The sequence below is a fragment of the Lentzea miocenica genome, from assembly GCF_033949945.1.
GTDB lineage: Bacteria > Actinomycetota > Actinomycetes > Mycobacteriales > Pseudonocardiaceae > Lentzea > Lentzea miocenica.
The window spans coordinates 79,574-103,632 of the sequence record NZ_JAXAVW010000013.1; the positions used below are offsets into that span (position 1 = coordinate 79,574).

Here is a 24,059-nt window from a genome sequence, read left to right on the forward strand (position 1 = left end):
ACACGCCCGTCAGGTGCGCTGCAACGCCTTCGGGTACAGCCAGCTGCCGGGCGTGTCCTCTGCCGGGTTCGTGTAGTAGTCCCGCACCGCCGCAACGTATTCCTGCACGCTGATCGCGCCGTCCCCATCGGTGTCGAGGTGCGCGAAAGCCAGCCCGCACTCGTCCGCGCCGAGCCCGCGCGCCTTCAGCAGGACCTGGAACTCGTCCGCGTCGACCCGCCCGTCGCCGTTCGTGTCCATGAGGTCGAGCAACGACTGCACGATCTCGAGGAAGCCCATGTTGATCGGCCCGCCCTCGACGACCATCTCGATCATGGCGTCGCGGTACTCCTCCGGCCCGATGCGACCGTCACGGTCAGCGTCGCAGTGGTCGACCAGCATCTCCCAGAACCGGTCGTAGGCCTCCACGAGATCGCGGCCCCGCTCCGACGACGCCGGCTCGCCGAACGCCCGCAGCAGCCGGTCGGCCAGCGCGTAGACGTCCGCGAGCTCGATGACGCCGTTGCCGTTGACGTCGTAGTGGGCGAACGTCGAGTCGATCCTGTGCTGCAACACCTGCTTCATGACCAGGCACTGTGCTGAGGCGACCCGCGTTGTGCAACGCGCGTCCCCCTCCTGGGTGGTGTTGTTCAGCCGTCTCCGCTAAGGCGGTATAGTTATACCGGCACACCGTCGTACGGAGGATCACGTTGATCGAACTCAAGTCCCCAGCGGAGATCGAGCGCATGCACGTCACCGGTCAGTTCATCGCGGAGGTGCTCGACGAGCTCTCCACGGTGGCCGCGGTCGGCGTCAACCTGCTCGACCTCGAACTGCACGCGCGCGACATGCTCAAGACGCGTGGCGCCGAGTCCTGCTACTGGGACTACTCGCCGTCGTTCGGCCGGGGCCCGTTCCGCAACGTCATCTGCCTGTCGGTCAACGACGCGGTGCTGCACGGCCTGCCGAAGAGCTACGTGCTCCAGGACAGCGACCTGCTGACCATGGACATCGCCGTCAGCATCGACGGCTGGGTGGCCGACTCGGCGCTGTCGATCATCGTCGGCACCCCGCGAGAGGAAGACCTGCACCTCATCCGGGCCACCGAGGAGGCGCTGGAGGCGGCCATCGAGGCTGCACAGGCGGGCAACAAGATCGGCGACATCTCCGCCGCGATCGGCGAGGTCTCCACCCGGTACGGCTACACGCCCAACCTGGAGTTCGGCGGGCACGGCCTCGGCCGCACGATGCACGAGGGCCCGCACGTGTCGAACAACGGCAGGCGCGGGCACGGCATGAAGCTGCGGCCCGGCCTGACCATCGCCATCGAGCCGTGGCTCGCCGCCACGACCGACCAGATCATCTTCGACGAGGACGGGTGGACCCTGCGGTCCGCCGACGGCTCGCGCACGGCCCACTCGGAGCACTCCATCGCGATCACCGAGGACGGGCCGCTGGTGCTGACCCGCCGCAAGTCGGAGCTGGCTCGGAGGCCTCAGGCGGGGTCCGAGGCCTCCGAGCAGACTCAGGCGCGGTTGCCGTAGCCGACGAGCCGGAGCGGAGGCCGCAGACGGGTTCCGCGGCCTCCCTCCGCCCTCAAGCCCGGTTGCCGTAGTCCACGAGTTCCACCAGCAGGCCGGTCGACGGGCCGAGGTGTGCGAACGCCACCCGCAGGCCCGGCCGGCCGCCCTGGCACGGCTTCTCGTCGACGAGGATCGCGCCGCGGTCCTGCAACGCCGCCAGGTCCGCGTCGATGTCGTCCACCTCGAAAGCCACGTGATTCAGGCCTGGGCCGAGCCTGGCCAGATGGCCGTGCACCGCCGCGTCCTCCCGCACCGGCGCGACGAGTTCGATCGAGGTCGGGTCGCCGGGGCACTGCCAGAACGAGGTGGCCACGCCATATGCGTCCACGTCGTCGGCGTACGTGCTCTTCATGTCCATCAGGCCCAGGGCGAGCCCGGCGGCGGCGAGATCGTTGGTGACCACGCCGACGTGGTCGATGCGCAGGATCATCCCGACTTCTCCTGTGCCGTCGACACCGCGGCGACGAGGCCGCCGACGTCCTTGATCGAGAAGTACTCCTGCAGGTCGAGGCGCACCGCGAACTTCTGCTCGATGCCGGTGAGCAGGCGGAGCGCGTCGTAGCTCGTCCAGTTGCCGAGCGTGTCGAACCGCGCGTCGGCCGAGATGTCCTCGGCCGGCAGGTCCGTCACCTGGCCGACCAGGTCGACGACCTCAACGAACACCTCAGACATCGGCTGACTCCATTTCCACGACGAGGTTCGTCCAATCAGGACTGATCTGCGGCCGAGGCAGCAGCGGCAGGGTGTAACGGCCTTCGGACACCGGCTCGAAGCCGGCGTCGGGGTAGAACGCGGCGGCGGCCTTGTTCCGTTCGGTGGCCTTGAAGCCGGCCTCCAACCGGGACGCCCCTGAGGAAATCGCGCGGTCGGCGAGGTGCTGGACGACGGTGTGCTCGACGCCGCGGGTGAAGACGCGGCAGCTCATCACGAAGTTCTCGACGAGCCAGTGGTCGTCGTGCTTCGACACCCAGACGCCGCCGACGATGCCCTCGGCGCCGAACCGGTCCGCCACCTCGAAGACCAGCACGAGGTGGTCGTCGGACGCGGCCATCTCGCGGGTGCGCGCCTCGGCGTGGGAGGTGCCGATCATGTTGAACTGGTTGGTGCGCTGGCCGAGCTGGATCAGCCGCGGCAGGCTGAACTCGTCGGCCTCCCGAACAGAAACCTGGATCTCCAGGCTGCGCAGGTAGTCCTGCACCGAGCTGAACGAGTCGGCGAACTCGGTGCGTTCGGCGCGGGCCTTGTAGAGCTGGGTGCGCTCGCGGTCGGTCGCGGTCGTCGTCAGCACGTCGAACGAACCGGTGCGCTGCAACGCCGTCACGTGGTCGGCCGGGTCGCCGTTGAGGTGCACCACGGTGACCTCCGGGATCGAGCCGCGGACCAGCTGGGTCTCGAACGTGCTGTCGTCGGCGAAGACGAAGCTGTCCAGGCCCAGGTTGAGCTGCTGGGCCAGCCCGCGGATGTTGTGGTCCTTGGGCTGCCAGTTGACCGCGCGGGCCGCGATGTCTGCGGGACGGATCACCAGGTCCGGGTGGTCGTTGAGCACCTCGTCGACGATCGTGGCCTCGTTCTTGCTGCACAGCGCCAGGATCACGCCCTGCTTGCGCAGCTGGACGGCCCGGCGCTGCATCTCGCGGAACGCGTTGCCGGGGTACATCGACCCGATCTGGATGCCGCTCGGGCCGTCGTCACCGACGACACCGCCCCACAGCGTGTTGTCCAGGTCGAGCGCGAGGACCTTCTTGGCCATGCCGAGGAACGCACGGCAGAAGTTGGCCGCCTCCAAGGCGTAGACGGACTCGACCTCGGGCGTCCAGGCCGCGCTGGCGAACCGGTACAGCCGCTCGTCGCGCAGCCGGGCCGGCGCGTCGACCAGGTACGCCTCCAAGTCCAGCGCGTGCACCTGGTCGCGGCGCAGGGCCATGCCGAGCAGGTCGCTGTTCAGGTCACGCCACGCGCGGCCCAGGGCGGCCCGGCCGTCGAACGCCACGACACCGCGCATCTCGACCGGCGACAGCGGCACGGTGTGCACGAGAACCGCGCTGCCGGACCGTTCGGTGAACGCGCCGACGAGGTTGTCGAACATCGACCAGCGGCCGCGAACGGCGTTTCCGAACTCGTCCAGGTCGTCCCACTCGGAAGGCACGAACCAGTCGTCGTGCAGCAGGCAGAGCGTCACCTGCGGCTCGAACGCCGCCAGCGGTGACGAAGGGCTGCTCAGGTCGACGGCCAGCTGGTCGAAGCCGGACACGTGGATCTCGGGCGCGATCCCCTTGCCCAGCAACGCGACGCGCAGCAGCGGCGCCACACCGGACGCGGTGAACGTGCCGGTGATCGCCACTCGCAGCGGCTTGAGCCTGCCCAGCAGCTCGCTGGGTACCTTCGCGAGCAGTCGTCCGGCTTCGAGCAACGCCGGAATGTCCGTCACCTGCCGCAAATCTGTCAGCAACGCCGGATCAGCGGCGGCGCCCGGCTTGGTCAACTGGCGGATCCGCGCCAGCATCTCTTTGGTCTCCATCGGTTCTCCCCCGTCAGATCGCCAGAAGCGTGCAGAGCCAGTGCATGCCGCTGGCCGTGCTGGTCAGTGCCACGACGTCGCCTTCGGTCAGCTCGTCGTTGGCCAGGTAGTGCTCCAGCGACATCAGCTGGTCCGCGCACCCGACGTGGCCGTGCGCCCGCGCCACCTCGGAGTTCGTCCACTCAGGACCCATGCCGAGGTCCTTGGCCAGCAACGTCATCGCCGGCACGCTGTCGTGCAGGTGCAGCAGCTTGCGCAGATCACCCGGCGTGACGCCGGCACGCTTGCAGGCCCGCCGCACCACCTCGTGGTTGTTCGTGCGGATCGTCGAGACGAACTCGAACATCTTGCGGATGTCGCCCGCGAAGAACTCCTCCAGCCGCTTCTGCGGGCTCTTCACGCCGATGTCGTCCTGGCCGGCGAACGGCCGGGCCGCGGCACCCACGTCCATCATCATGAAGTCGGCGTACCGGCCGTCACTGATGATCTCGGTGTTCAGCCAGCGGTTGCGCGGGTGGTCGCGCTTCACCACGGCCGCCGCGGCACCGTCCGAGAAGATGCTGGTGTTGATCTCCATGCGGTTCCAGTACGGCTCGCACACCCGGTTGGCGCCGATGATCAACGCCGTCTGGTAGTCGGGGTGCGTGGCGAACTTGCCGCCGACGATGTCGAACGCCGCCACTCCCCCACCGCAGGCCTGGGTCAGCAGGACGTTCTCCGACCCGTGCGCGCCGATCTTCGCCTGGGTGGCGCCGGCCGCGTCCCAGTAGAGGTGCTCGGACAGGTCGGACATCGCCAGCACGACGAGATCCACCTCGTGCGGCTGCACACCCGCGCTGCTCAGCGCCTTCGCACCGGCCTCCGCGGCGAGGTCGGTGAGCCCGACCCCGTCCGCGGCGCGGTGGAAGGACTTGTAGCCCCAGCCGAGCGCACGATCGACGTCGCTGGTGTAGTCGGCGGCGGCTGACGCCACGTCGACGGGTTCGCCGAGCACGTGCCCGAGCGACACAACTCCGAAGTGGACAGTCACGGGATCTCCTCGATGGTGGCTCCGGCGTCCGTGAGGAATCCGGCGGTGATCTGGTTGTGCGCGGTGCGCCGGTGCCGGAAGACGACCTCACCGGGCTCTTCCAGGAGCTTTCGCAGCACGATGTCCTCCACGCCCTTGCCGAGCACGAGGCAGGACAGCGAGAACACGTCCACCACACGCCTGTCGCCCTCACGGATGAAGCCGACGACGCCCGCGATGCCGTATGCGCCGAACTTGTCGCTGACCCGCACCGCGAGCACCTCGCGGTCCTCGGTGAGGTCGAGCGTCTCGGTGCCGAGGGTGAAGTCCTTGGCCCGGGAGACCACCTCGACGGCCTTCGCGGACGAGCCGGGGCCTACCGGTTCGAGGTCGACCTCGACGTTCAGGCCGGCCACGAAGTCGGCCAGCGACACGGTGGTCTGCGCGGGCCGCCGAGCCCGTTGCGGAGCGGCTTCCGGTGGCGGCAGGCGGTCCAGCAGTCCGGACCGCAGAAGCTCGCCCGGCCAGGCCTCGGCCTTGGCACCCAGCCGCAGCAGAACCGCGGACTCGGCAACCTGCTCCGCCCCTACCACCACCTGGGCACCGGACTCGCGCAACAGCCTCAACGGCTCGTCGAACGCGGCGACCGACTCCTGCTCCACCACGACAACTCGCGGCGTCACCCCGTAAACCGCACGGAGCACACCGGCCAGCTGAGCAGCCAACTCGGCGAACACCGCCTCGGTGTACGGGATCTTCGCGAACTTGAACATCGTGGCGTGATGCGCTTTGCGAGTACCGACCGAGCGCACGGCCTGTTCCGCGTCCACGACCCAGGCGTCCGGCCGATCCGCGACCAGTGCCCGAACCGTTTCGCGCGCCTCGTAGGCCTGCGCGGCCGTGCCGTTGGCCCTGCCGTCGTCCAGGTGCCCGTACACCCGCTCTTCCGGCACCGCGGGCAGCACGACCACCAGGAACGACCCCCAGCGCCGGGCCGCCGCGACCGCCGCGTCCACGACTGTCAGCAGCTCAGCACCCAGCTCCTCGAAACGGGGCGCGACCACGAGCACGTCCGGTCGCGCCACCGACATCACCGAGGAGTCGTCCAGACACTGCCGCACGATCTGGTTGAACGGCGCGGTGTGGAACGAAACGGGAAGGCCCGCGTCGTGCAACGCCACCCCGAGGTAGGGCAGCACCGGGTCGATCGTGTAACTGGCCAGCAGGCCGACGGACACCAGCGGGCGCACGTCCGTCCTGTTCACCGAATCCCAGCGGGACCGCACTGCGGCGAGGTCGTCCATCAGACCTCCACCCCCTTGGCCCGCAGCACTTCCCGGACGTCCCGCACGGTCCGCGCGTCCGCGATCTCCTCGTAGTCGAAGGACAGGTCGTAGGCCTCCTCCAGCGTCACGATCAGCTGGATGTGCCGCATGCTGGTCCAGGTCGACAGCGTGTCCTGGCCGGCATCGTCGGTGACGTGCTCCGGATCGACGTCCAGCGCACCGGCCACCACGTCCACGAAGGTCATGACCGCCCCCGCAGGCTGAGCGGGCGCATGTCCGTCCACACGCGACCGATGTGCGTCAGGCACTCGTCCTTCGAACCGCTGACACCCGCGTCCCGCCAGCCGGGCGCGTTGTCCTTGTGGGCCGGCCAGAGCGCGTACTGCTCTTCGTCGTTGACGACAACTCGGTAAGTCATGTGCTTTCCCCCTTCTCAGTCGGCGAGCGCGGGCTGACGGTCGAGCAGCTTGATTTCCGGCTCGGGCTCGAAGTCGGGCACGAGCGTCTCGACCTCGCGAACGTTGCGGCTCAGGAAGCCCACGACACCGACACCCGCGCCGAGCACACCCACGACCACGAACAGCAGCCCGATGCCCGAGCCCGGTCCCGTGCCGACCAGCCAGCCGAACGTGTCCGCCAGCGCCGTGTCTCCGCGCATCGCTGGCTCGAGCACCTTGTCCACCAACGGACCCGCCGCGGCGAAACCGATCGGGACCGAGAGGTTCTCGAAGAAGTTGCGAGCCGCGAACACACGTCCCTGCACGGCAGGGTCGACCTTCTCCTGCCAGATGGTCTGCGCGAGACCGTCGATGAACGGAATGGTCAGCTCGACGAAGAACATCGCCGCGGCCCACGCGATCAGGCCGTCACCCACGCCGTAGACGATCCGGCCGACGATGCTGAACACCAGGATCGCGCCCAGCACCACCAGCATCTTGCGGCGCGGCGGCTTCATGAAGGCGAGCAACGTACCGCCGAGCACACCACCGACCGCGCCGATGCTCTGCACCAGGCCCAGCGTTCCCTCGTCGCCCAGAGTCCTGGCCAGCACCAGCGGCACGATCAGCGCCCACGCCAGCGCGGCCAGGAGGCTGATGGAGAACAGCACGATCTGCACGGCCAGCAACGGCGGACGTTCGACGATGTAGCGGAACCCGAACACGCAGTCCTGCCAGAAGGTGGTCTTCTCGCGGTCCTGTCCCGGCACCCGCGGGATGGTCACCACCAGCACCGTGATGATCGCGGCCACGTAGGTGAGCCCGTCGATGAACAGGATCAGCTTGATGCCGGTGAGGCCGAGCAGGGTGGCGGCGAACGCCGGCGCGAAGATCACCGGGAAGCTCTTGACGGACCACATCATCGCGTTGGCCCGCAGGAACTTGCCCTTCTCCATCATCAACGCGATGGTCGCGCCGAACGCGGGCCCCTGGATCGCGAGCAGCGCGCCGGTCAGCACGTTGACGAGGTAGAGGTGCCACAGCTGGGTCGAGTCGGTGAGGAACAACGCCAGCAGGATGAACGTGACCGCGATCGACCCGATCTCGCTGACGATGATCGACGTCTTGCGGCTCCACTTGTCGATCAGGCTGCCCGCGATCGGGCTGAAGAGCACGGTCGAACCGAAGCCGCAGAACATCATCAGCGCCATCGACGTGGCCGAGCCGGTGTGCTGCCACACCCAGATGCTGAGCGCGAAGTTCGTCATGCGGGTGCCGAGCGCGGACAGCAGCTGTCCTACCCACATGATCGTGAACGCGCCGAATCCCGAAGGCTTGGGCATTACCTCATCCTGTTCTGTGCGGTGTCCCATTTCTGGGCGAGCCGGCGAAGCAGCTCTTCGATGTCGCCGAGCATCTGGCGCGCGGTTTCGGGCAGGAACATCTCGGTGCCGTAGTTCATCTCGATGCGGATCTGGTCGTTGACCAGCGATCCGACGACATCGATCCGGCCTGGCCACACGGTTCCCTTGTCCTGCAGGACACCGAGCTCGGACTGGCACAGGTCGAACAGCTCGTCGGCGCTGGAGAGGTCGGTGAAGCCGAACGCACCGGCGTAGTTGACGGTCAGCTGCGGGTTCGGGGTCTCCAACCGCCGGCGCACGGCGGGATCCGGGTTGTTGTATCGGAGCAGACCGTAGCCGATGCCGTTGACGGGCACCTGCCTGAGCTGCTCGGCCAGCGACGCAATCGCTTGCGTGTCACTCGCTTCTGGCAGCGTGAGCCTGATCGGATACATGACCTGGAACCAGCCGACCGTGCGGGACAGGTCGATGCCGTCGAACAACGCCTCGCGGCCGTGGCCGGTGGTCGCGATCGTCCACTCCGGACTTCCGGACCGGTCGGCGGCCATCCGCACCGACGCCCAGACCAGCAGGTCGCTCACCCCGACCTGGTGCGCCTTGGCCAGCTCGCGCAGCCGCGCGGTGGTCTCGGCGTCGATCGTGGTGTGGATGTCCCGCATGACGCCGAACGTGTTCCGGCCCGGCAGGTCAGCGGTGATCTCCTCGGCACCAGGAGCCTGACGCTCCCAGTACTCCAGCTCCGCCAACGGCTTCGGTCCGCGGGCGTACTCGTCGAGCCTGAGCGCCCAGTCCTTGAAGGCGGTCGTCTTGGGACCGAGGTCGACGGCCTGCCCGGCGAGGACCTGGCACAGCGCGTTCTGGAAGTCCTCCAGGATCAGGCTGCGCGACACGCCGTCGGTCACCAGGTGGTGGCAGATCACCATCACTCGGTCGGGCTCGTGGCCCCCAAGTCCGAAGTGGACGACCTTGGCCAGCGGGCCGTCCGCGATGTCGAGCGTCGGGTGCACCTCGTTGAGGTGGTCCTCGATGGCCTGCTCGCGGTCGGGTGCGGCCGAGACGTCGAACGACACGAACGGCATCGCGCCCTCGACCGGTCCGTGCGAGGCGTGCCAGTCGATGCCCTCCCGCCGGAACCGCAGCCGCATCCCGTCGTGGTGCGCCACCAGTGCCCTCGTCGCCAGCTCCAGTTGCTCGGGCGTGGCAGGCACCCGCAGTCGCAGGTAGTAGGGGTGGTTGAAGTGGGCCGGCGCTTCCATCGACGTCGCCAGCGCCTCGAAGAACCAGCGCTGAGCGCCCGTGGCCGGGAAGTCGCCCTCCACCGGTCCCTGGTCGACCAGCCGCGGTGCCTCATCCGCGCACAGCTCGGCGATCGTCCGCTTGGCGGTCAGCTGGGCGGGCGTGAACTTGATGCCCGCCTGGTTCGCCAGCCACACGACCTGGATCGCGGTCATGGAGTCGCCGCCGAGTTCGAAGAAGTCGTCGTGCGGCCCGACCTCTGCCAGCTTCAGCACCTCACACCACACGGCCGCAAGCGCTTGCTGCTCCTCGGTCATCGGCACCCGCAGCAGCTCGGCGATGGTCCGCTTCGCCGTGAGCTGGGCCGGGGTGAACTTGATCCCGGCCTGGTTCGCGAGCCACACGACCTGGATGGCCGTCATGGAGTCGCCGCCCAGCACGAAGAAGTCGTCGTGGACGCCGACCTCGGACAGCTTCAGCACGTCCTGCCAGACCGCCGCGAGCGCCCGTTCCTCGTCGGTGCGTGGAGCTTCCGTCGTGCGCTGGTCCTCCGGCAGTTCCCCGCCGTGCGCCAACCGGGCGAGCGCGGTGCCCAGCACGACGTCCGGACTGCCCTCTGCCGTCAGCAGATCGACGACGGACACCGCGGGGAAACGCCGAGCGAGCCGGTCGGCCGCGTGCCCGAACACACCGGGCCACGGCTTCTCCACGCGTTCGGACGTGGCCAGCACCGCCAGCGCCGCACCCGTGCGCACAGTCCAGCGTTCGATGGCGTGGCACAGTCCGGCGAACGCGATCTCGAACGCCGCGACACCGCCGTCGAACAGGTCCTCCCAGCGGAGCACCAGCGCGGTGGTCTCCCGTTCCACGCCGTCGAGCCCGGCTTCCGGGTCCAGCAACGGACGCAGGATCTGGCCGGCCGGCGTCGTGCGCACGGTGAGCGGCAGGTCTAGCTTGTCCGCCCACGACGACAACACCGGCAGCGCACCTTCGAGCGGCCGCGACGACATGATGCTCAGCGGACAGCCATCCACAGTGGACACCGCACGTTCGACGACGATCTGCGTGTCCGGCGCCTCGACCAGCTCACTGAGCTGCGTGACGAACTCCGTGAGCAGCTCGTCCGCGCCCTCGACCGTGAACAGGTCGGCGCTGTGCTCCAGCGTCGCGGCCAGCTCACCGTTCTCGGTCGTCAGCGTGAGGAACAGGTCGAAGTCGAGGCTCGTGACCGGCACCTCGAGCGGCACCAGTTCGAGTCCCGGCCAGCTCATCGCCTCGTCCGGCAGGTCCGCGTAGTTGAACGCGCACTGGTAGACGGGGTGACGACCCTTCTGGCGCGGCAGCACGTGGGCGACGCTGGAGAACGGCACGTCGGCGTGCTGGTAGCCGTCCACCATCGCGCGGTGCACCCGCTGCACGATCTGCCGGAACGTGAGCCGCCCGCCGAGGTCCACCCGGATCGGGAGCAGGTCGGTGAAGCAGCCGATCAGGTGCTCCACCTCCGGCCGCGGCCTGCCCTGCTGCGGCACGCTCAGCACGACGTCCGGCTGCGCGCTGCGCCGGTACAGCACCACCGCGTACGCCGCGAGCAACGTGGCGAACGGCGTGCTGCCCTCGGCACGGGCCAGTTCCTTCAGCGCTCCCGCCACCTGGTCCGGCACCGTGGACGACGTGCGCACGGTTTCGTTGCGCTCCGGGCGTTCGGCCGGCACCTCCAGCTGTGACGGAGAGTCCGCGAGATAGGAACGCCAGTGGTTCATGTGCGGTTCGAGCGCGGCCTCCGTCAGCATTTCGCCCTGCCACGCCGCGTAGTCCGCGTACTGGACGGTCAGCTCGGGCAGATCGCCCTTCGCGTAGGAGGCGGACAGCTCGGCGAGCAGCACGCCCCACGACGTGTTGTCGCAGATGATGTGGTGCATGCCGAGCAGCAGGTGGTGTTCGTTCACACCGGTGCGCACCAACCGAACCCGCAGCAACGGCCCGTTTTCCAGGTCGTACACATGATTCGTGTGTTCCAGCAGGAACTCTTCCGGTGAACCAACCGCCTCGGGCAGCCAGCAGTCCAGCTCCGGGTGCACGACCATGACCGGCCGGCCGTCCTGCTCGGCGAACGTGGTGCGGAGGATCTCGTGCCTGTCCACGACTTCCGCGACCGCGGTCCGCAGCGCCGACACGTCCAGCGAACCGCGCAACAGCACCGCGAACGTGGTGTTCATGCGGGTCGTGCTGGTGTCGAGCTGGGTGGCGGCCCACATGCGCTGCTGGATCGCCGACAGTTCGAGGGCGGTGGCGCGAGAGACCGGCGACAGCGGATGCCCGGTTTCCTGAGGCTCGTCGACGAGCTCGGCCAGTGCCTCGACGGTCGGGTGCGTGAACAGCGCGTGCAGCGAGATGTCGACACCGAACTCGGCGAACACCTTGGAAAGCAGCTGCGTCGCGAGCAACGAGTGGCCGCCGAGCGCGAAGAAGTCGTGCGTCACACCGACCTCGTCGAGCTTCAGCACCTCCCGCCACACCTTCGCCAGCCGCTGCTCCGTTTCAGTGCGCGGTGCGACCGGCGGAGTGTCGATCGAGACGGCTCGCATCGCGGGTGCGGCGCGGTCGGCCAGCGCGGAGGGGTCGCCGAGCGCGGTCTCCAGCAGGTGCAGGCGGTTCGCGTCCGGGTGCAGCTTGCGGGTCAGCAGGATCGCCAGCGCGGCGAACATCTCCTGCGTGTAGGGAACGTGGCCGAGCTTGTCGCTCTGCGCGTCGAAGGTGACGCTGACCGGCAGCGCGCCGGCCCAGTCCGCGAACCACACCGCGTGCACGCCCTCGGTCCGGTCCGCGAGCACGGCCAGCCTGTCGTCCATCCGCCCGAACGTCTGCTCCGACGGGCAGACCACGAGGAACAGCGGCGCGCTCGACCGTTGCCGGTATGCCGTCACCGCGGTTTCGAGGTCCTGCCAGTTCGCGTCGAGCGCGTCACCGTGCCGCAGCCAGTCTTCCCAGCGCAGCAGCACGACATCCGCGAGCCTGCCGCCGGCGCCGGCGAGGAGGTGCTGCACGATCTGCTGGTACGGCGCCAGTTCGACGTCGACCGGCAGCCGCAGCACGCCGTTCAGCACGTCCAACGGCTCGCGCACGGGATCCGCGGTGAACGTGGCCGCGATCGAGATCCGCTGCCGGGGCCTCAACGGCCGGCCCGCGGCCAGCTCGGTCAGCACGGCGATGAACTGCTCGCCCAGCTCGCCGACGGTCTCGTCGAGGTAGAGGTCGGCGTTGTAGCCGAGCACGCCGCGCAACTCACCGTCCACTCTGGACAGCACGACGAACAGGTCGAAGTCGGTCAGGCCGTTGTCAACCTCGAACGGACTGAACTCGACCCCGCCGGCCATCCGTGCCGCAGGTGCATCGGTGAGGCTCAGCATGGCCTGGAACAACGGGTTCTGGCTCGGATCACGCGGCGGGTCGACGGCCTCGACCACCCGTGCGTACGGCGCGTCCTGGTGTGCATACGCCTCGCTGATCGCCTTGTGCGTGCCACGGATCACGTCGCCGTCCAGGTCGACCCGCAGCACCAGCATGTTCGCCAGCGAGCCGATCATCGACTCCAGCTCTGGCCGCCCGCGCCCGCTGACCGGCATGCCGAGCAGCACGCGTTCCTGCGCGGTGATCTGCCCGAGCAGCGCCGCGAACCCGCTGAGCACCACCGCGTTCAGCGATACGCCGAGCTCACGAGCCCGCGCGGCGAGCCGTTCGGTCAGGTCCCGCGGAACAACGAAATGACGTCGACCTCCGGTGTGCGTCTGCACGGCCGGTCGCGGCAGGTCCGACGGCACGGTGGAACGAGCCGGGCTGTCGGCGAGCCTCTCCCGCCAGTACCGGAGGTGCTCGTCCATCACCTCGTCGGTCAGCCTGCGCCGCTCGGCCGCCGCGTGCCGGCCGAACGACGTCGTCAGCTCCGGCGGCGTCTCCCCGCCGTAGTACGCGACGAGGTCGGAGCCGAAGAGCTCGGCCGACGCCGCGTCGAACACGATGTGGTGCGCGGTCACCAGCAGGAGGTGCTCCTCCTCGCCGAGCACCACGAGCCGGAACGCCACCAGCGGCCCCGCGCTCAGGTCGAACACGTGCCGGGCGTGCTCCAGCGCGACTTCCGCCGCCTTTTCGGGGTTCGCCGACAGGTCGGTGACCTCGATGGCGATCGACACGTTGTCGCGTACCCGTTGCCGCAGCTCGCCGTCCCGTTCGAAGAACGTCGTGCGCAGCGCGGAATGCCGGTCCACGACCCGGTTGACGGCCAGTTCGAGCGCCGTCCGGTCGAGCGGCCCGGTCAGCTTGAGGCCGAACGGAATCGCATAGGCCGGGTTGCCGGGGTCGAGACGGTCGAGGAACCACAGCTGTTCCTGGGTGAACGACACGGGCTGCGAGCGGTCGGCGTTGCGCAGCCGCAGCGCCAGCAACTGCCGCTGCTCCTCTGTCAGTGAGCTGGTCAGGTTGTCCGTCATGACTGGGAGATCTCCTGGGCGTCCCGCTCGCGGTCCAGTTCGGCCCGCAGCTCTTCCGGTGACATGTCGCGGATCTCCGCGAGCAGCCGCGCGAACTCGTCGTCCTCCGCCGGCTGCTGTTCCTTGTGCCGTTCGGCCAACGCGGTCAGCCGCGCGGGCGTCGGCGCCTCGAAGATCGCGCCCGCGGGCAGCGTCACGCCGAGCTCCGCCGTGATCCGCGCGAGGATCTGGGTGGCCAGCAACGAATGCCCGCCCAGCTCGAAGTAGTCGTCGTGCGGCCCGATGCGGGAGATGCCGAGCAGCTCCTGCCAGATCCCGCTGATGACGGCCAGGTCACCACCCTGGACTTCGGCTTGTGCGGGAGCCACGACCCGTTCCGGCTCGACCTGCGGAGCCGTCGTACCGGGCAGGTCCACCCAGTGCCTGACCTTCCGGAACGCATACCCCGGCAACGGAACCCGCCGCCTGCGCTCGTCCGCCGTCAGCACCCCGAGATCGACCGGCACACCCGCGATCCACAGCCGCCCCAACGTGGACAACGTGGTCTCCAGGTCGTGCTTGTCCTCGCGCGGATGCCGCAGCGACCCGAACGCCTGACTGCCGCCGAGGTCGTGCTGCCGTGCCAGCGTCGTGAGCACGTTGCCGGGCCCGACCTCCAGCACGTTGACCGGCCCCTCGGCGAGCACCGTGCGCAACCCCTCGCTGAACCGCACGGCCTCCCGCGCGTGCCGCACCCAGTAACCGGGATCAGTCGCCTCCTCAGCGGTGATCCAGGTGCCGGACACGTTGGAAACAAACGGCATCTGCGGCTCGTGGAGCCTCGTGCCGGCGACTCGCTCGGCGAACTCGGCCAGCATCGGGTCGATCATCGACGAGTGGAACGCGTGCGAGGTGTGCAACCGGCGGCTGGTGACACTCAGCTGTGCCTCGAACCGCTCGATCGCCTCGAACGTGCCCGCGACCGTGCTCATGGCCGGCGCGTTGCTGGCCGCCAGGCACACGTCCTCCGGCAGCCCCAACTCGTCCGCGCCCACCGGCACCGACAACATCGCCCCCGCCGGCAACGCGTCCATCAACTCACCGCGCGCTGTGATGAGTTTCAGCGCGTCCTCCAGCGAGAACACCCCGGCCAGACACGCCGCCACGTACTCACCGACGCTGTGCCCGAGCATCGCGCTCGGCCGCACACCCCAGTGCTCCCAGAGCTTCGCCAGCGAGTACTCCACCGCGAACAACGCGGGCTGGGTGAACCTCGTGCGCGTCAACCGTTCCGCGTCACCCAGCGCCGCCCGCAGGTCGAACGGCAGCAACGCCGCGCACTCGTCCAGCGCGGCGCGGAACACCGGCTCCTCGCGGTCGAGCTGCTCCGCCATCCCCGCGTACTGCGAACCCTGGCCGGGGAACAGGAACACGACGTCCCGCCGATCCCCGGACCCGGTCCACACCTGTCCCGCGGCCAGCAGTTCGCTCGCCTCGGCCCGGTCACGCGCCACCACGGCCAGCCGATGCCGCAGATGGCGACGCCCGGTGCGCAGGGTGTGGGAGACGTCCGCGAGCGACGCGCCATCCCCGGCTCCATCCCCGGCTCCATCCTCAGCCAGGTGCTCGGCGAGCCGCGTCCTGCCCTCCTCCAACGACTCCTCAGCCGCCGCCGACAACACCACCAGCTGCCGCGACCGGCCGTCCCTCATCGGCTGCGGCGACGGCGGTTCCTCCAACACGGCGTGCGCGTTGGTCCCACCCATCCCGAACCCGCTGACCCCGGCCCGGCGCGGCGAAGACCCAGGCCACCCCTGGACCTCCCGGTTGACGAAGAACGGGCTGCCCTCCAGCCCGGTCTCCGGGTTCGGCGCCGTGAAGTACGGACTAGGCGGCACCACACCGTTCCCCACCACCAGCGCGGCCTTGACGAACCCGGCGACACCCGCCGCCGCGTCCAGATGCCCGATCAACGCCTTGACCGACCCCAGTGCACAGGCTTCCGGCGGGTTCACGAACGCCTGCGTCAGCGCCGCCACCTCGATCGGGTCGCCCAGCGGCGTGGCCGTGCCGTGCGCCTCGACGTACCCGATGGTCGAGGAGTCCACTTCGGACAGCTGGTGCGCGGCCCTGATCACCCTGGCCTGGCCGTTCACGGACGGCGCGGTGAAGCCCACCTTGTCCGCGCCGTCGTTGTTGACGGCGGTGCCCTTCACGACGGCGTAGATGGTGTCGCCGTCGGCCAGCGCGTCCTCGAGCCGGCGCAGCACCACCGCCGCTACGCCGTTGCCCGCGACCACGCCGTGCGCGTCCACGTCGAACGGCATGCAGCGGCCGTCCGCGGCGAGGATGCCGCCCTCGGTGTGCTGGTAGCCCTCGTGCACCGGCGGCCGGATCGAGACGCCGCCGGCCAGCGCGATGTCGCAGTCGCGGCCCAGCAGTGCCTGGCAGGCCACGTGGATCGTGACCAGCGACGACGAGCAGGCCGTCTGCACGGTGATCGCGGGGCCGGTCAGGTCCAGGTGGTAGGCGACGCGGCTGGCGAGCGTGTCCTTGTCGTTGGCCAGCAGCAGGTCCAGTGGTTGCAGGCCGCCGGGCACCGCCGGGTTGTTCAGCAGGTGGCGCAGCAGGTAGGTGTCGATGCTCGCCGACGCGTAGACGCCGACCTCCTGGTCGCCGCCGAGGTGTCCGGCGTGCTCCAGGGCGTGCCAGGCGCACTCCAGGAACACCCGCTGCTGCGGGTCCAGCACCGCCGCGTCGCGCGGGCTGTAGCCGAACAGCTTGGCGTCGAAGAACTCGATGCCGTCCAGCGCACCGCCCACGGGTACGAAGCCCGGCTCGGCGCGACGTTCGGCGGACACGCCCGCCGCGTCGAGTTCTTCGTCGGTGAAGCGGCGCACGCCGACCTCGCCGGCGAGCACGTTCGCCCAGAACTCGTCCACTGTGGACGAACCGGGGAACCGGCCGGCCATGCCGACGACGGCGATCTCCAGTCCTGTGTACTCGGTCATGATTTCCTCCCCCGTGCCAGCAACGCGCTTCTGTTGCCGGCTGAACGAGAACCGGTTGTGCCGGTCCCGTCGAAATGAGCGGCCAGCGCGCGAACGGTCGGGTAGGTGAACAACGTCACCGTCGGCACCTCCCGCGCGAACACCTCCGCCAGCTTGCTGCGCGCCTTCACCAGCAACACCGAGTTGCCGCCGAGGTCGAAGAAGTTGTCGTCCGCGCCGACGCGGTCCATCCGCAGCACCTCGCGCCACACGTCGGAGATCACGCGCTCGGTCTGGTTGCCGGCCGGCACCACGACCCGCGAGGACTGCGCCGACGGCTTCGGCAACGCCCGGTGGTCGAGCTTTCCGTTGGGATTGCGCGGAATCGTCGGCACCTCGACGAACGCCGACGGCACCATGTACTCGGGCAGCCCGCGGCGCAGATGCGCCCGCAGCTCGCCGCCGTCGATCCGGCAGCCGTCCGCCGCCACCGCGTAGGCGACCAGCCGGACGTCACCCGGCACGTCCTCGCGTGCGATCACCACCGCCGCCCGCACCGACGGGTGCTGGCTGACCGCGGTCTGGATCTCGCCCAGCTCGATCCGGTACCCGCGCAGCTTGATCTGGTCGTCCATCCGGCGCAGGAACTCGATCTGCCCGTCCGGCAGGAACCGCGCCAGGTCACCGGTGCGGTACAGCCGCCCACCGGAGAACGGATCGGACACGAACCGCTCCGCCGTCAGCTCCGGCCGGTTCAGGTATCCGCGAGCCACCTGCACGCCACCGAGGTAGAGCTCACCCGGCACCCCGACGGGCACCGGCTCCCGGTTCACATCCAGCACGTGAGCCGTGTTGCCCGAGATCGGCCGGCCGATCGGCAACGGGCTCTCGGTGCCTGAACACTCGGCCGAAGTGATCCAGATGCTGGCCTCGGTCGGCCCGTAGATGTTGATGAACCGACGCCCCGGCGCCCACGCGGCAGCCACCTCGTCCGGACAGGCCTCACCGCCGGCCATCAACGTGCGCAGGCCAGGTACCGCCGCCGGATCGGTCAGCCGCAGCACGGTCGGCGGCAGGCAGGCGAAATCGACCCGCTGCTCGCAGATCGTGCGCGCCAGGTCCGGACCGGGCTGCAGGTCGTGCTGCGCGGCCAGAACCACCGTCGCGCCCGAACGCAACGTGACCATGATGTCGGCGACGGACACGTCGAAGCTGAACGACGCGAACTGCAGCATCCGGTTGCCCGGCCCGATCCCGATCATCCTGGCCAGCTCGTCCGCGAGGTTCACCACGCCCCGGTGCGGCAACATGGCGCCCTTGGGCTTGCCGGTCGACCCGGACGTGTAGATCACGTAAGCGAGGTCGTCCGGCTCAACGGTCCGCTGTGGACGATCGACGGGAAACGCCGAGAGATCGACCGAGTCCAACGGCAGCGTGTCGACGCCGGGGAAGCGAGAGGCGAACCTCTCCAGCGTCACGACCACGCGCAGGCCCGAGTCGGAGACCATGTAGGCCAGCCGATCCGCCGGGTACTCGGGATCGAGCGGCACGTAGGCGGCGCCGGACTTGAGCACACCCTGCTGCGCCACCACGAGATCGATGGACCGCGGCAGGCTGATGCCGACGAAGTCACCCCGACCGATTCCCAACGAGCGCAACTGGTGCGCGAGCTGGTTCGCCCGCGAGTCCAGCTCCCGGTAGGTCAGCGACTGGTTCTCGAACACCAGAGCCACCGCATCAGGCGTGCGATCCGCAGACGCCTCGGCCAGCTCGTGCACCAGCACACCGTCGAGCCGAGGCGCGACCTGCGGATTCCACGCCTCCACCAGCTGCGCGCGTTCGGCGGGAGTGATCATCGTCAACCGGCCGACCGGGCACGAGGGATCAGCCAGACCCGCGCCCAGCAGCGTTTCCAGGTGCCCGAGCAGCCGGCGCGCGGAAGAGTGCCTGTACAGGGCGCTGTCGTACTCCAGCAGCCCGGTGATGCCACCCTCGGTCGACGTGACGCCCAGTTCCAGGTCCCACTTCGCGGTCCCGGAATGCGACGCGACCCGCGAGACCACGACCCCGGGCAGCGAGAAGATCTCGTGCTGGCTGTCCTCCATGCCGACGATCGTCTGGATCACCGGCTGGTGCGCGGTGCTGCGCGGCGGCGCGAGTGCCTCGACGACCCGCTCGAACGGCAGGTCCTGGTGTTGCTGCGCGGCCAGAGTCGTGTCCCGGACCTGGTGCAGCAACGAACGGAAGCTGCGATCGGAGTCCACTGTGGAGCGGATCGCGACGGTGTTGACGAAGAACCCCAGCGCGTTCTCGATCTCGGCCCGGCGCGCACCGACGTTGGTGCCGACCACGATGTCGTCCGCGCCGGAATACCGGTGCAGCAGGACGTTCCACGCGGTCAGCAACACCATGAACGGCGTGACCCGCTCAGCCAGGCAGAACGCGTCGAGCTGCGACTTCAGAGAAGCAGGCCAGGCGAAGGAAACCACGCCACCCCGCATCTTCATCACGGCCGGGCGCGGGTGGTCCGTCGGCAGTTCCAGCACCGGCGGCACCCCGGCGAGCTGCTCGGTCCAGTAGTCCAGCAGCCGCGCGCCTTCCGGCCCTCGAAGCCACTCGGTCTGCCAGCGGCTGAAGTCCAGGTACTGGGTAGGCGCAGCCCCGAGGTCAAGCCCCGAATAGGCGGCCTGCCACTCCGAGAACAACAGCTGCGTGCTCCACCCGTCGCAAACGATGTGGTGCATGGACACCAGCAGCAAAGCGTCGGACGAATCAAAAACGATCAGCTCGGCCCGCAGCAACGGGCCGTCAGCCAGCGAGAACGGCTCCTGCGCCGCCTCGGCAGCACGTTCAGCGGCGAACGCCTCACGATCCTCAACGTCGGCATGAGTCACCACTAGCGAGAACTGCGGCTCCGGCAGGATCACCTGACGCGGATCGCCGTCGAGGTCGAGGAACACCGTCCGCAGCACCTCGTGCCGCCGGCCCAGCTCGATCAACGCCGCGCCCAGCGCGCCGGAGTCAACGGATCCGCGCAGCCGGAAGGCGTACGGCACGTTGTAGACGGCGCTACCGGGGTGCAGCTGGTCCAGCAGCCACAGCCGTCGCTGCCCGGACGACACCGGGTGCACGTTGAATTCCTCGCCCCGCTCGGCGAGCTGCGCGAACACAGCCGCGCGCTTCTCCGGGTCCAGCGCTCTCAAGCGCCGCAACACGTCCTGCACGACATTCCCCTCCTTCACAGATCGAGCAGGTCGGCGACGGAGAGCGAGGACCTGGCCTCTGCTCGGATCGTCCCGACGGACACGGGTGTGACATCACGCAGCCGGTCGACCTCGGTCGCGATGCCGGCGACGGTCGGGTGGTCGAACAGCGACCGCATCGGCAGCCGGACCCCCAGTTCGCTCTCGATCCGCGACAGGATCCGGGCCGCCTTCAACGAATGGCCGCCGAGGTCGAAGAAGTTCGACTCGCGCCCGACCGACTCCGCGCCGAGCACCTGCCGCCACAGGTTCGCGACGGCGACCTCGGTCAGCGTCTCCGGCTCGTCCGGTTCCTCGGCGGCGATCTCCGGATCGGGCAACGCCCGCAGGTCGAGCTTTCCGTTGCGGGTCAACGGCAGTGTCTCCAATGGAACCAGCGCGGACGGCACCAGGTAGGCCGGCAGGGACTCCCGGACGTGTCGCGTCAGCTCGTCGAGCTGCTCGTCACCGGCCTGCTCCAGCACCACGTAGCCGACCAGGCTGACGTCGCCGGCCGCATCGGCACGGGGCACGACCACGGCCTGGCGCACGAGACCCGACGAGTGCAGACAGGCTTCTACCTCGCCCGGTTCGATCCGGAACCCGCGGATCTTCACCTGCCGGTCGGCCCGGCCCAGGTACTCGAACGTCCCGTCGGGCAGCAGCCGGGCGAGGTCACCGGTCCGGTAAAGCCGCGCTCCGGTCTTGCCGCTCACGTGGTCCGGCACGAACTTCTCGGCCGTCAAAGCCGGATTGCCCACGTAACCACGGCCAACGCCGTCACCACCGATGCACAGCTCTCCGACAGCCATCGGCGGTACCGGCTCCAGGTACTGGTCCACCACGTACAGCTGGGTGTTGCTGAGCGCGCGCCCCAACGGAATGCGCCCCTCAGCGCGCCCACATTCGTGGCTGGAAGCGAAAGTCGTGGTCTCGGTCGGCCCGTAGCCGTTCACCACGTGCTCAGGACCACCGGGACAAGCGATGAGCGTCGCAACAGCGTGCTCGTCCGGCTGCTCGCCACCGAACACGAAATACCGCAACCCGGACAGCGCAGCGGGCATCTCCCGTGCCACGTGCATGGCGACCGACGTCGTGAGGAACAGCGTGTCGATCTCGTTGGAGCGCAACCACTCCCCCAGCGCCGCCGGGTCGAGCGCGACGTCCTTGGGCAGGCCGATCAGCCGGCCGCCGTTGAGCAGCGCGCCCCAGATCTCGAACGTCGCCGCGTCGAACGTGGTCGTGGACGCCTGCGCGACCCGGTCACCGGGCCCGAACTCGACGTAGTTCGTGTCGCGGACCAGCCGGATCACGTTGCGATGGCTGACGCAGACGCCCTTCGGCATCCCGGTCGAGCCGGACGTGTACATCACGTACGCGAGGTCGTCCGCGACCAGAGTCCGTTGTGGACGGTCAGCCGGGCAGGTGAGGACCATCGCGGTGAGGTCGACGAGCTCGACATCCAGCGCCACAGAGCGATCTGCGACCACGACAGCCACGGAAGCATCAGCGCACAGCGCCTGCTGGCGTTCGAGCGGGTATTCCGGGTCGAGCGGCAGATAAGCGCCACCAGCCTTGAGCACGGCGATCGCGGCGACGATCCAGTCCACGCCGCGGCCGGCCAGGATCCCGACTGGAGTTCCCACGGTGACGCCCAGCGTGCCGAGATGGGCGGCAAGGCGGTTCGCCCGCTGGTCCAGCTCCGAGTACGTGAGCCGAGTGGCGCCGAACTCGACGGCCACGGAATCGGTGAACCGATCAACGGTCTGTTCGAACAGCTCCACCAGCGTCGCGTCCGCCGGGTACGGAGTCGCGTTGGCGTTGAGGTCACGGACGACGCGCACGTGTTCGTCGGCGGACAGCAGCGACAGGTTCGACAGCCGCACGTCCGGCGTCGTGGTGAGCTGGCCGAGCACGGTGGCGAAACGCTCGGTCAGATCGACGACGTCGGCGCGCCGGTAGAGCGCGGTGCGGAACTTGACCCAGCCGCGCATCTCGCCGGCGCCGGAGTCGGGCAGCTGGAGTTCGAGGTCGTAGAGACCCTGGCTGCTGGTGCCCTGGGTGAAGGTGAACACGCACCCGCCGGCGGCCAGCGGTCCGGCCAGCGGCGGCGGGGACGCGAACACGACCTGGAAGATCGGGTGCCGGTCCACGTCACCGGTCTGTCCTAGTGCCTCGCAGACCTCGTGGAACGGGGTCTCGCGGCGGTCGAGCGCGTCCAGGACGGCGTCGCGCACGACGTCCATGGCCTCGCTGCAGGTGGGATCCCAGCCCAAGCGGACCCGCAGCGCGAGCATGTTGATGAAGTAGCCGACGAGGTCGTGGGTGTCCGCGTGCTCACGTCCGGCGGACGGCGAGCCGACCACGATGTCGGATGAGCCGGTCAACCGGTGCAGCAGCACGGAGAACGCGGTCAGCAGCACCATGAACGACGACGAGCGGTGCCGGGTCGCGGCCTGCCGCACGGCATCGGCCAGCTCCTCCGGCACGACCAGCGGCAGTGCCTCGGCGGCGAAGTCGGGCTGGGCCGGACGGGTGCGGATGGCCGGCAGTTCCAGCGGTTCCGGCAGGTCCGCCAGCGCCTCACGCCAGTACTCGACGTCCCCGGCCGACGTGGTGATGTCGCCGTACGCCACCGAAGGGCGGGGCAGCGACACGTTCTTGCCGTCCACCGCGGCCTGGTAGCACCGCGGCAGCTCGTCCTGGATGACCGCGACCGACGCGCCGTCGATCGCGATGTGGTGGACCAGCAGCACGAGCTGGTACCGGTCGTCCTCCAGACGCAGCAACACGATCCGCAGAGGCAGGCCGCTGGAGATGTCAATGCGGCGAGCGAGTTCGTTGGCCACCAACGCTTCCGCGCGTGCCGTTCGTTCGGCGGGCTTCAGCTCGCGCAGGTCGCGCGTCAAGATCGACACGTGCGCTTCGAGCGCGATCTCCGGTACGAGTTCGGTGCCGTCGAGGCGGTAGCTGGTGCGCAACGGCTCGTGCCGGTTGACCACCGCGGTGAGTGCGGCGGCGAGCGCGTAGGGGTCCAGGTCGCCGGTGATCTCCACGTACACCGGCACGGTGTTGAACGTGGCGTCCGGCGCCAGCTGGTCGGAGAACCAGATCTGCTGCTGTCCGCGGGTGGCCGCGGAGCGTTGGTCGGTCACTGCACACCTTCCCTGGCGGCGGCGAGCAGGACGCCCGTCACCGCTGCCGGATCGTCTTTGAGGTAGAAGTGGCCGCCGGGGCGGACCACGAGGTCGAAGCCGGCGACGGTGTGGTCCTGCCAGGCGGCGACCTCGGCCACGGACGCGAGCGGGTCGTCGGTGCCGGAGAACGCCGTGATGGGCACGTCGACGACCTCGGTCGTGCCGTGGAATCCGGCGCACACGGCCAGGTCGGCGCGCAGGGTCGGCAGGAGCAGAGCGAGCATCTCCTTGTGTGCCAGCAGGTCCTCGGGCACGCCACCCAACAGGGTCATCCAGTCGAGCAGGCCGTCGTCGTCGAGCAGGTGGGGCTCACCGCCGAACGCCAGGTGCGGGGCCTTGGCCGCGGACACGAACAGGTGCTCGACGTCGTCGCCAAGCCTGCGGGCGACGTCGAACGCGATCAGCCCGCCCATGCTGTGACCGAACAGCACCAACGGTTTCCGGATCTCCGCGCGGATCGCCTCCGCGAGCGGTCCTGAGATCCGCGCCGCCTCGGTCTCCGCGGTCTCGGCGAACCTGCGTTCCCGTCCCGGCAGCACCGCGCACCAGAGCTCGACCGAGTCGCCCAGCAGCTCCGCCCAGTCCCAGAAGGCCGACGCACCGCCACCGGCGTACGGCACGCACACCACGCGCAGTGCCGCGTCCGGCTTCGGCCGAGGACAGATCAGCCAGCTGCTTCCCACCCGTCACACCCCCCGTGTTCCGTCGTCAGGGAGAAGTTACGAAGTGGCCCTTAGTGCACCCTTCCGGAAACC

15 protein-coding genes are annotated in these 24,059 nt (G+C 69.2%); 1 reads left to right on the forward strand and 14 read right to left on the reverse strand.

Features of this window, described 5'->3' with window-relative positions:
• Positions 1-9 precede the first annotated feature (9 nt).
• Positions 10-564: an EF-hand domain-containing protein gene (locus tag SK803_RS17210; RefSeq protein ID WP_319967020.1), complete on the reverse strand. Its 555-nt coding sequence runs from the start codon at positions 562-564 to the stop codon at positions 10-12.
• A 125-nt stretch (positions 565-689) separates the two neighbouring features.
• Between SK803_RS17210 and map the strand changes: the two genes are divergently transcribed.
• Positions 690-1,523, forward strand: coding sequence for a type I methionyl aminopeptidase (gene map / locus SK803_RS17215; RefSeq protein WP_319967021.1), 834 nt, complete (start codon positions 690-692; stop codon positions 1,521-1,523).
• Positions 1,524-1,575: 52 nt separating this feature from the next.
• Here the strand turns inward: map and SK803_RS17220 are convergent, their stop codons facing one another.
• From SK803_RS17220 to SK803_RS17280, 13 genes are read right to left on the reverse strand one after another with little or no spacing between them, the layout of a single operon-like run.
• Positions 1,576-1,992: a VOC family protein gene (locus SK803_RS17220; RefSeq protein WP_319967022.1), complete on the reverse strand. Its 417-nt coding sequence runs from the start codon at positions 1,990-1,992 to the stop codon at positions 1,576-1,578.
• Positions 1,989-2,234 (reverse strand): acyl carrier protein, encoded by a 246-nt coding sequence (locus SK803_RS17225; RefSeq protein WP_319967023.1) that lies wholly within the window; start codon positions 2,232-2,234, stop codon positions 1,989-1,991. The genes SK803_RS17220 and SK803_RS17225 overlap by 4 nt, the downstream gene beginning before the upstream one ends.
• Positions 2,227-4,080 (reverse strand): HAD-IIIC family phosphatase, encoded by a 1,854-nt coding sequence (locus tag SK803_RS17230; RefSeq protein ID WP_319967024.1) that lies wholly within the window; start codon positions 4,078-4,080, stop codon positions 2,227-2,229. Before SK803_RS17230 ends, SK803_RS17225 begins: the two co-directional genes overlap by 8 nt.
• 13 nt (positions 4,081-4,093) lie before the next feature.
• Positions 4,094-5,110, reverse strand: a complete 1,017-nt coding sequence (locus SK803_RS17235) for a 3-oxoacyl-ACP synthase III family protein (protein WP_319967025.1) — start codon at positions 5,108-5,110, stop codon at positions 4,094-4,096.
• A complete protein-coding gene (locus SK803_RS17240) occupies positions 5,107-6,393 on the reverse strand; it encodes a hypothetical protein (protein WP_319967026.1) in 1,287 nt (428 codons plus the stop codon). The genes SK803_RS17235 and SK803_RS17240 overlap by 4 nt, the downstream gene beginning before the upstream one ends.
• Entirely contained in the window at positions 6,393-6,620 is a 228-nt protein-coding gene (locus SK803_RS17245; RefSeq protein ID WP_319967027.1) for an acyl carrier protein, read from the reverse strand. Before SK803_RS17245 ends, SK803_RS17240 begins: the two co-directional genes overlap by 1 nt.
• Positions 6,617-6,793 (reverse strand): MbtH family protein, encoded by a 177-nt coding sequence (locus tag SK803_RS17250; RefSeq protein WP_319967028.1) that lies wholly within the window; start codon positions 6,791-6,793, stop codon positions 6,617-6,619. Before SK803_RS17250 ends, SK803_RS17245 begins: the two co-directional genes overlap by 4 nt.
• Before the next feature lie 15 nt (positions 6,794-6,808).
• Entirely contained in the window at positions 6,809-8,155 is a 1,347-nt protein-coding gene (locus SK803_RS17255; RefSeq protein ID WP_319967029.1) for an MFS transporter, read from the reverse strand.
• The gene (locus SK803_RS17260) at positions 8,155-13,896 is read right to left on the reverse strand and encodes a condensation domain-containing protein (RefSeq protein WP_319967030.1); all 5,742 of its coding nucleotides are present in this window, start codon (positions 13,894-13,896) and stop codon (positions 8,155-8,157) included. Before SK803_RS17260 ends, SK803_RS17255 begins: the two co-directional genes overlap by 1 nt.
• Positions 13,893-16,886, reverse strand: coding sequence for a type I polyketide synthase (locus SK803_RS17265; RefSeq protein WP_319967031.1), 2,994 nt, complete (start codon positions 16,884-16,886; stop codon positions 13,893-13,895). The genes SK803_RS17260 and SK803_RS17265 overlap by 4 nt, the downstream gene beginning before the upstream one ends.
• Positions 16,883-20,089: a non-ribosomal peptide synthetase gene (locus SK803_RS17270; RefSeq protein ID WP_319967032.1), complete on the reverse strand. Its 3,207-nt coding sequence runs from the start codon at positions 20,087-20,089 to the stop codon at positions 16,883-16,885. The genes SK803_RS17265 and SK803_RS17270 overlap by 4 nt, the downstream gene beginning before the upstream one ends.
• Positions 20,090-20,103: 14 nt before the next feature.
• Positions 20,104-23,262: a non-ribosomal peptide synthetase gene (locus SK803_RS17275; RefSeq protein ID WP_319967033.1), complete on the reverse strand. Its 3,159-nt coding sequence runs from the start codon at positions 23,260-23,262 to the stop codon at positions 20,104-20,106.
• Positions 23,259-23,987 (reverse strand): thioesterase II family protein, encoded by a 729-nt coding sequence (locus tag SK803_RS17280; protein WP_319967034.1) that lies wholly within the window; start codon positions 23,985-23,987, stop codon positions 23,259-23,261. Before SK803_RS17280 ends, SK803_RS17275 begins: the two co-directional genes overlap by 4 nt.
• Positions 23,988-24,059: the final 72 nt, after the last annotated feature.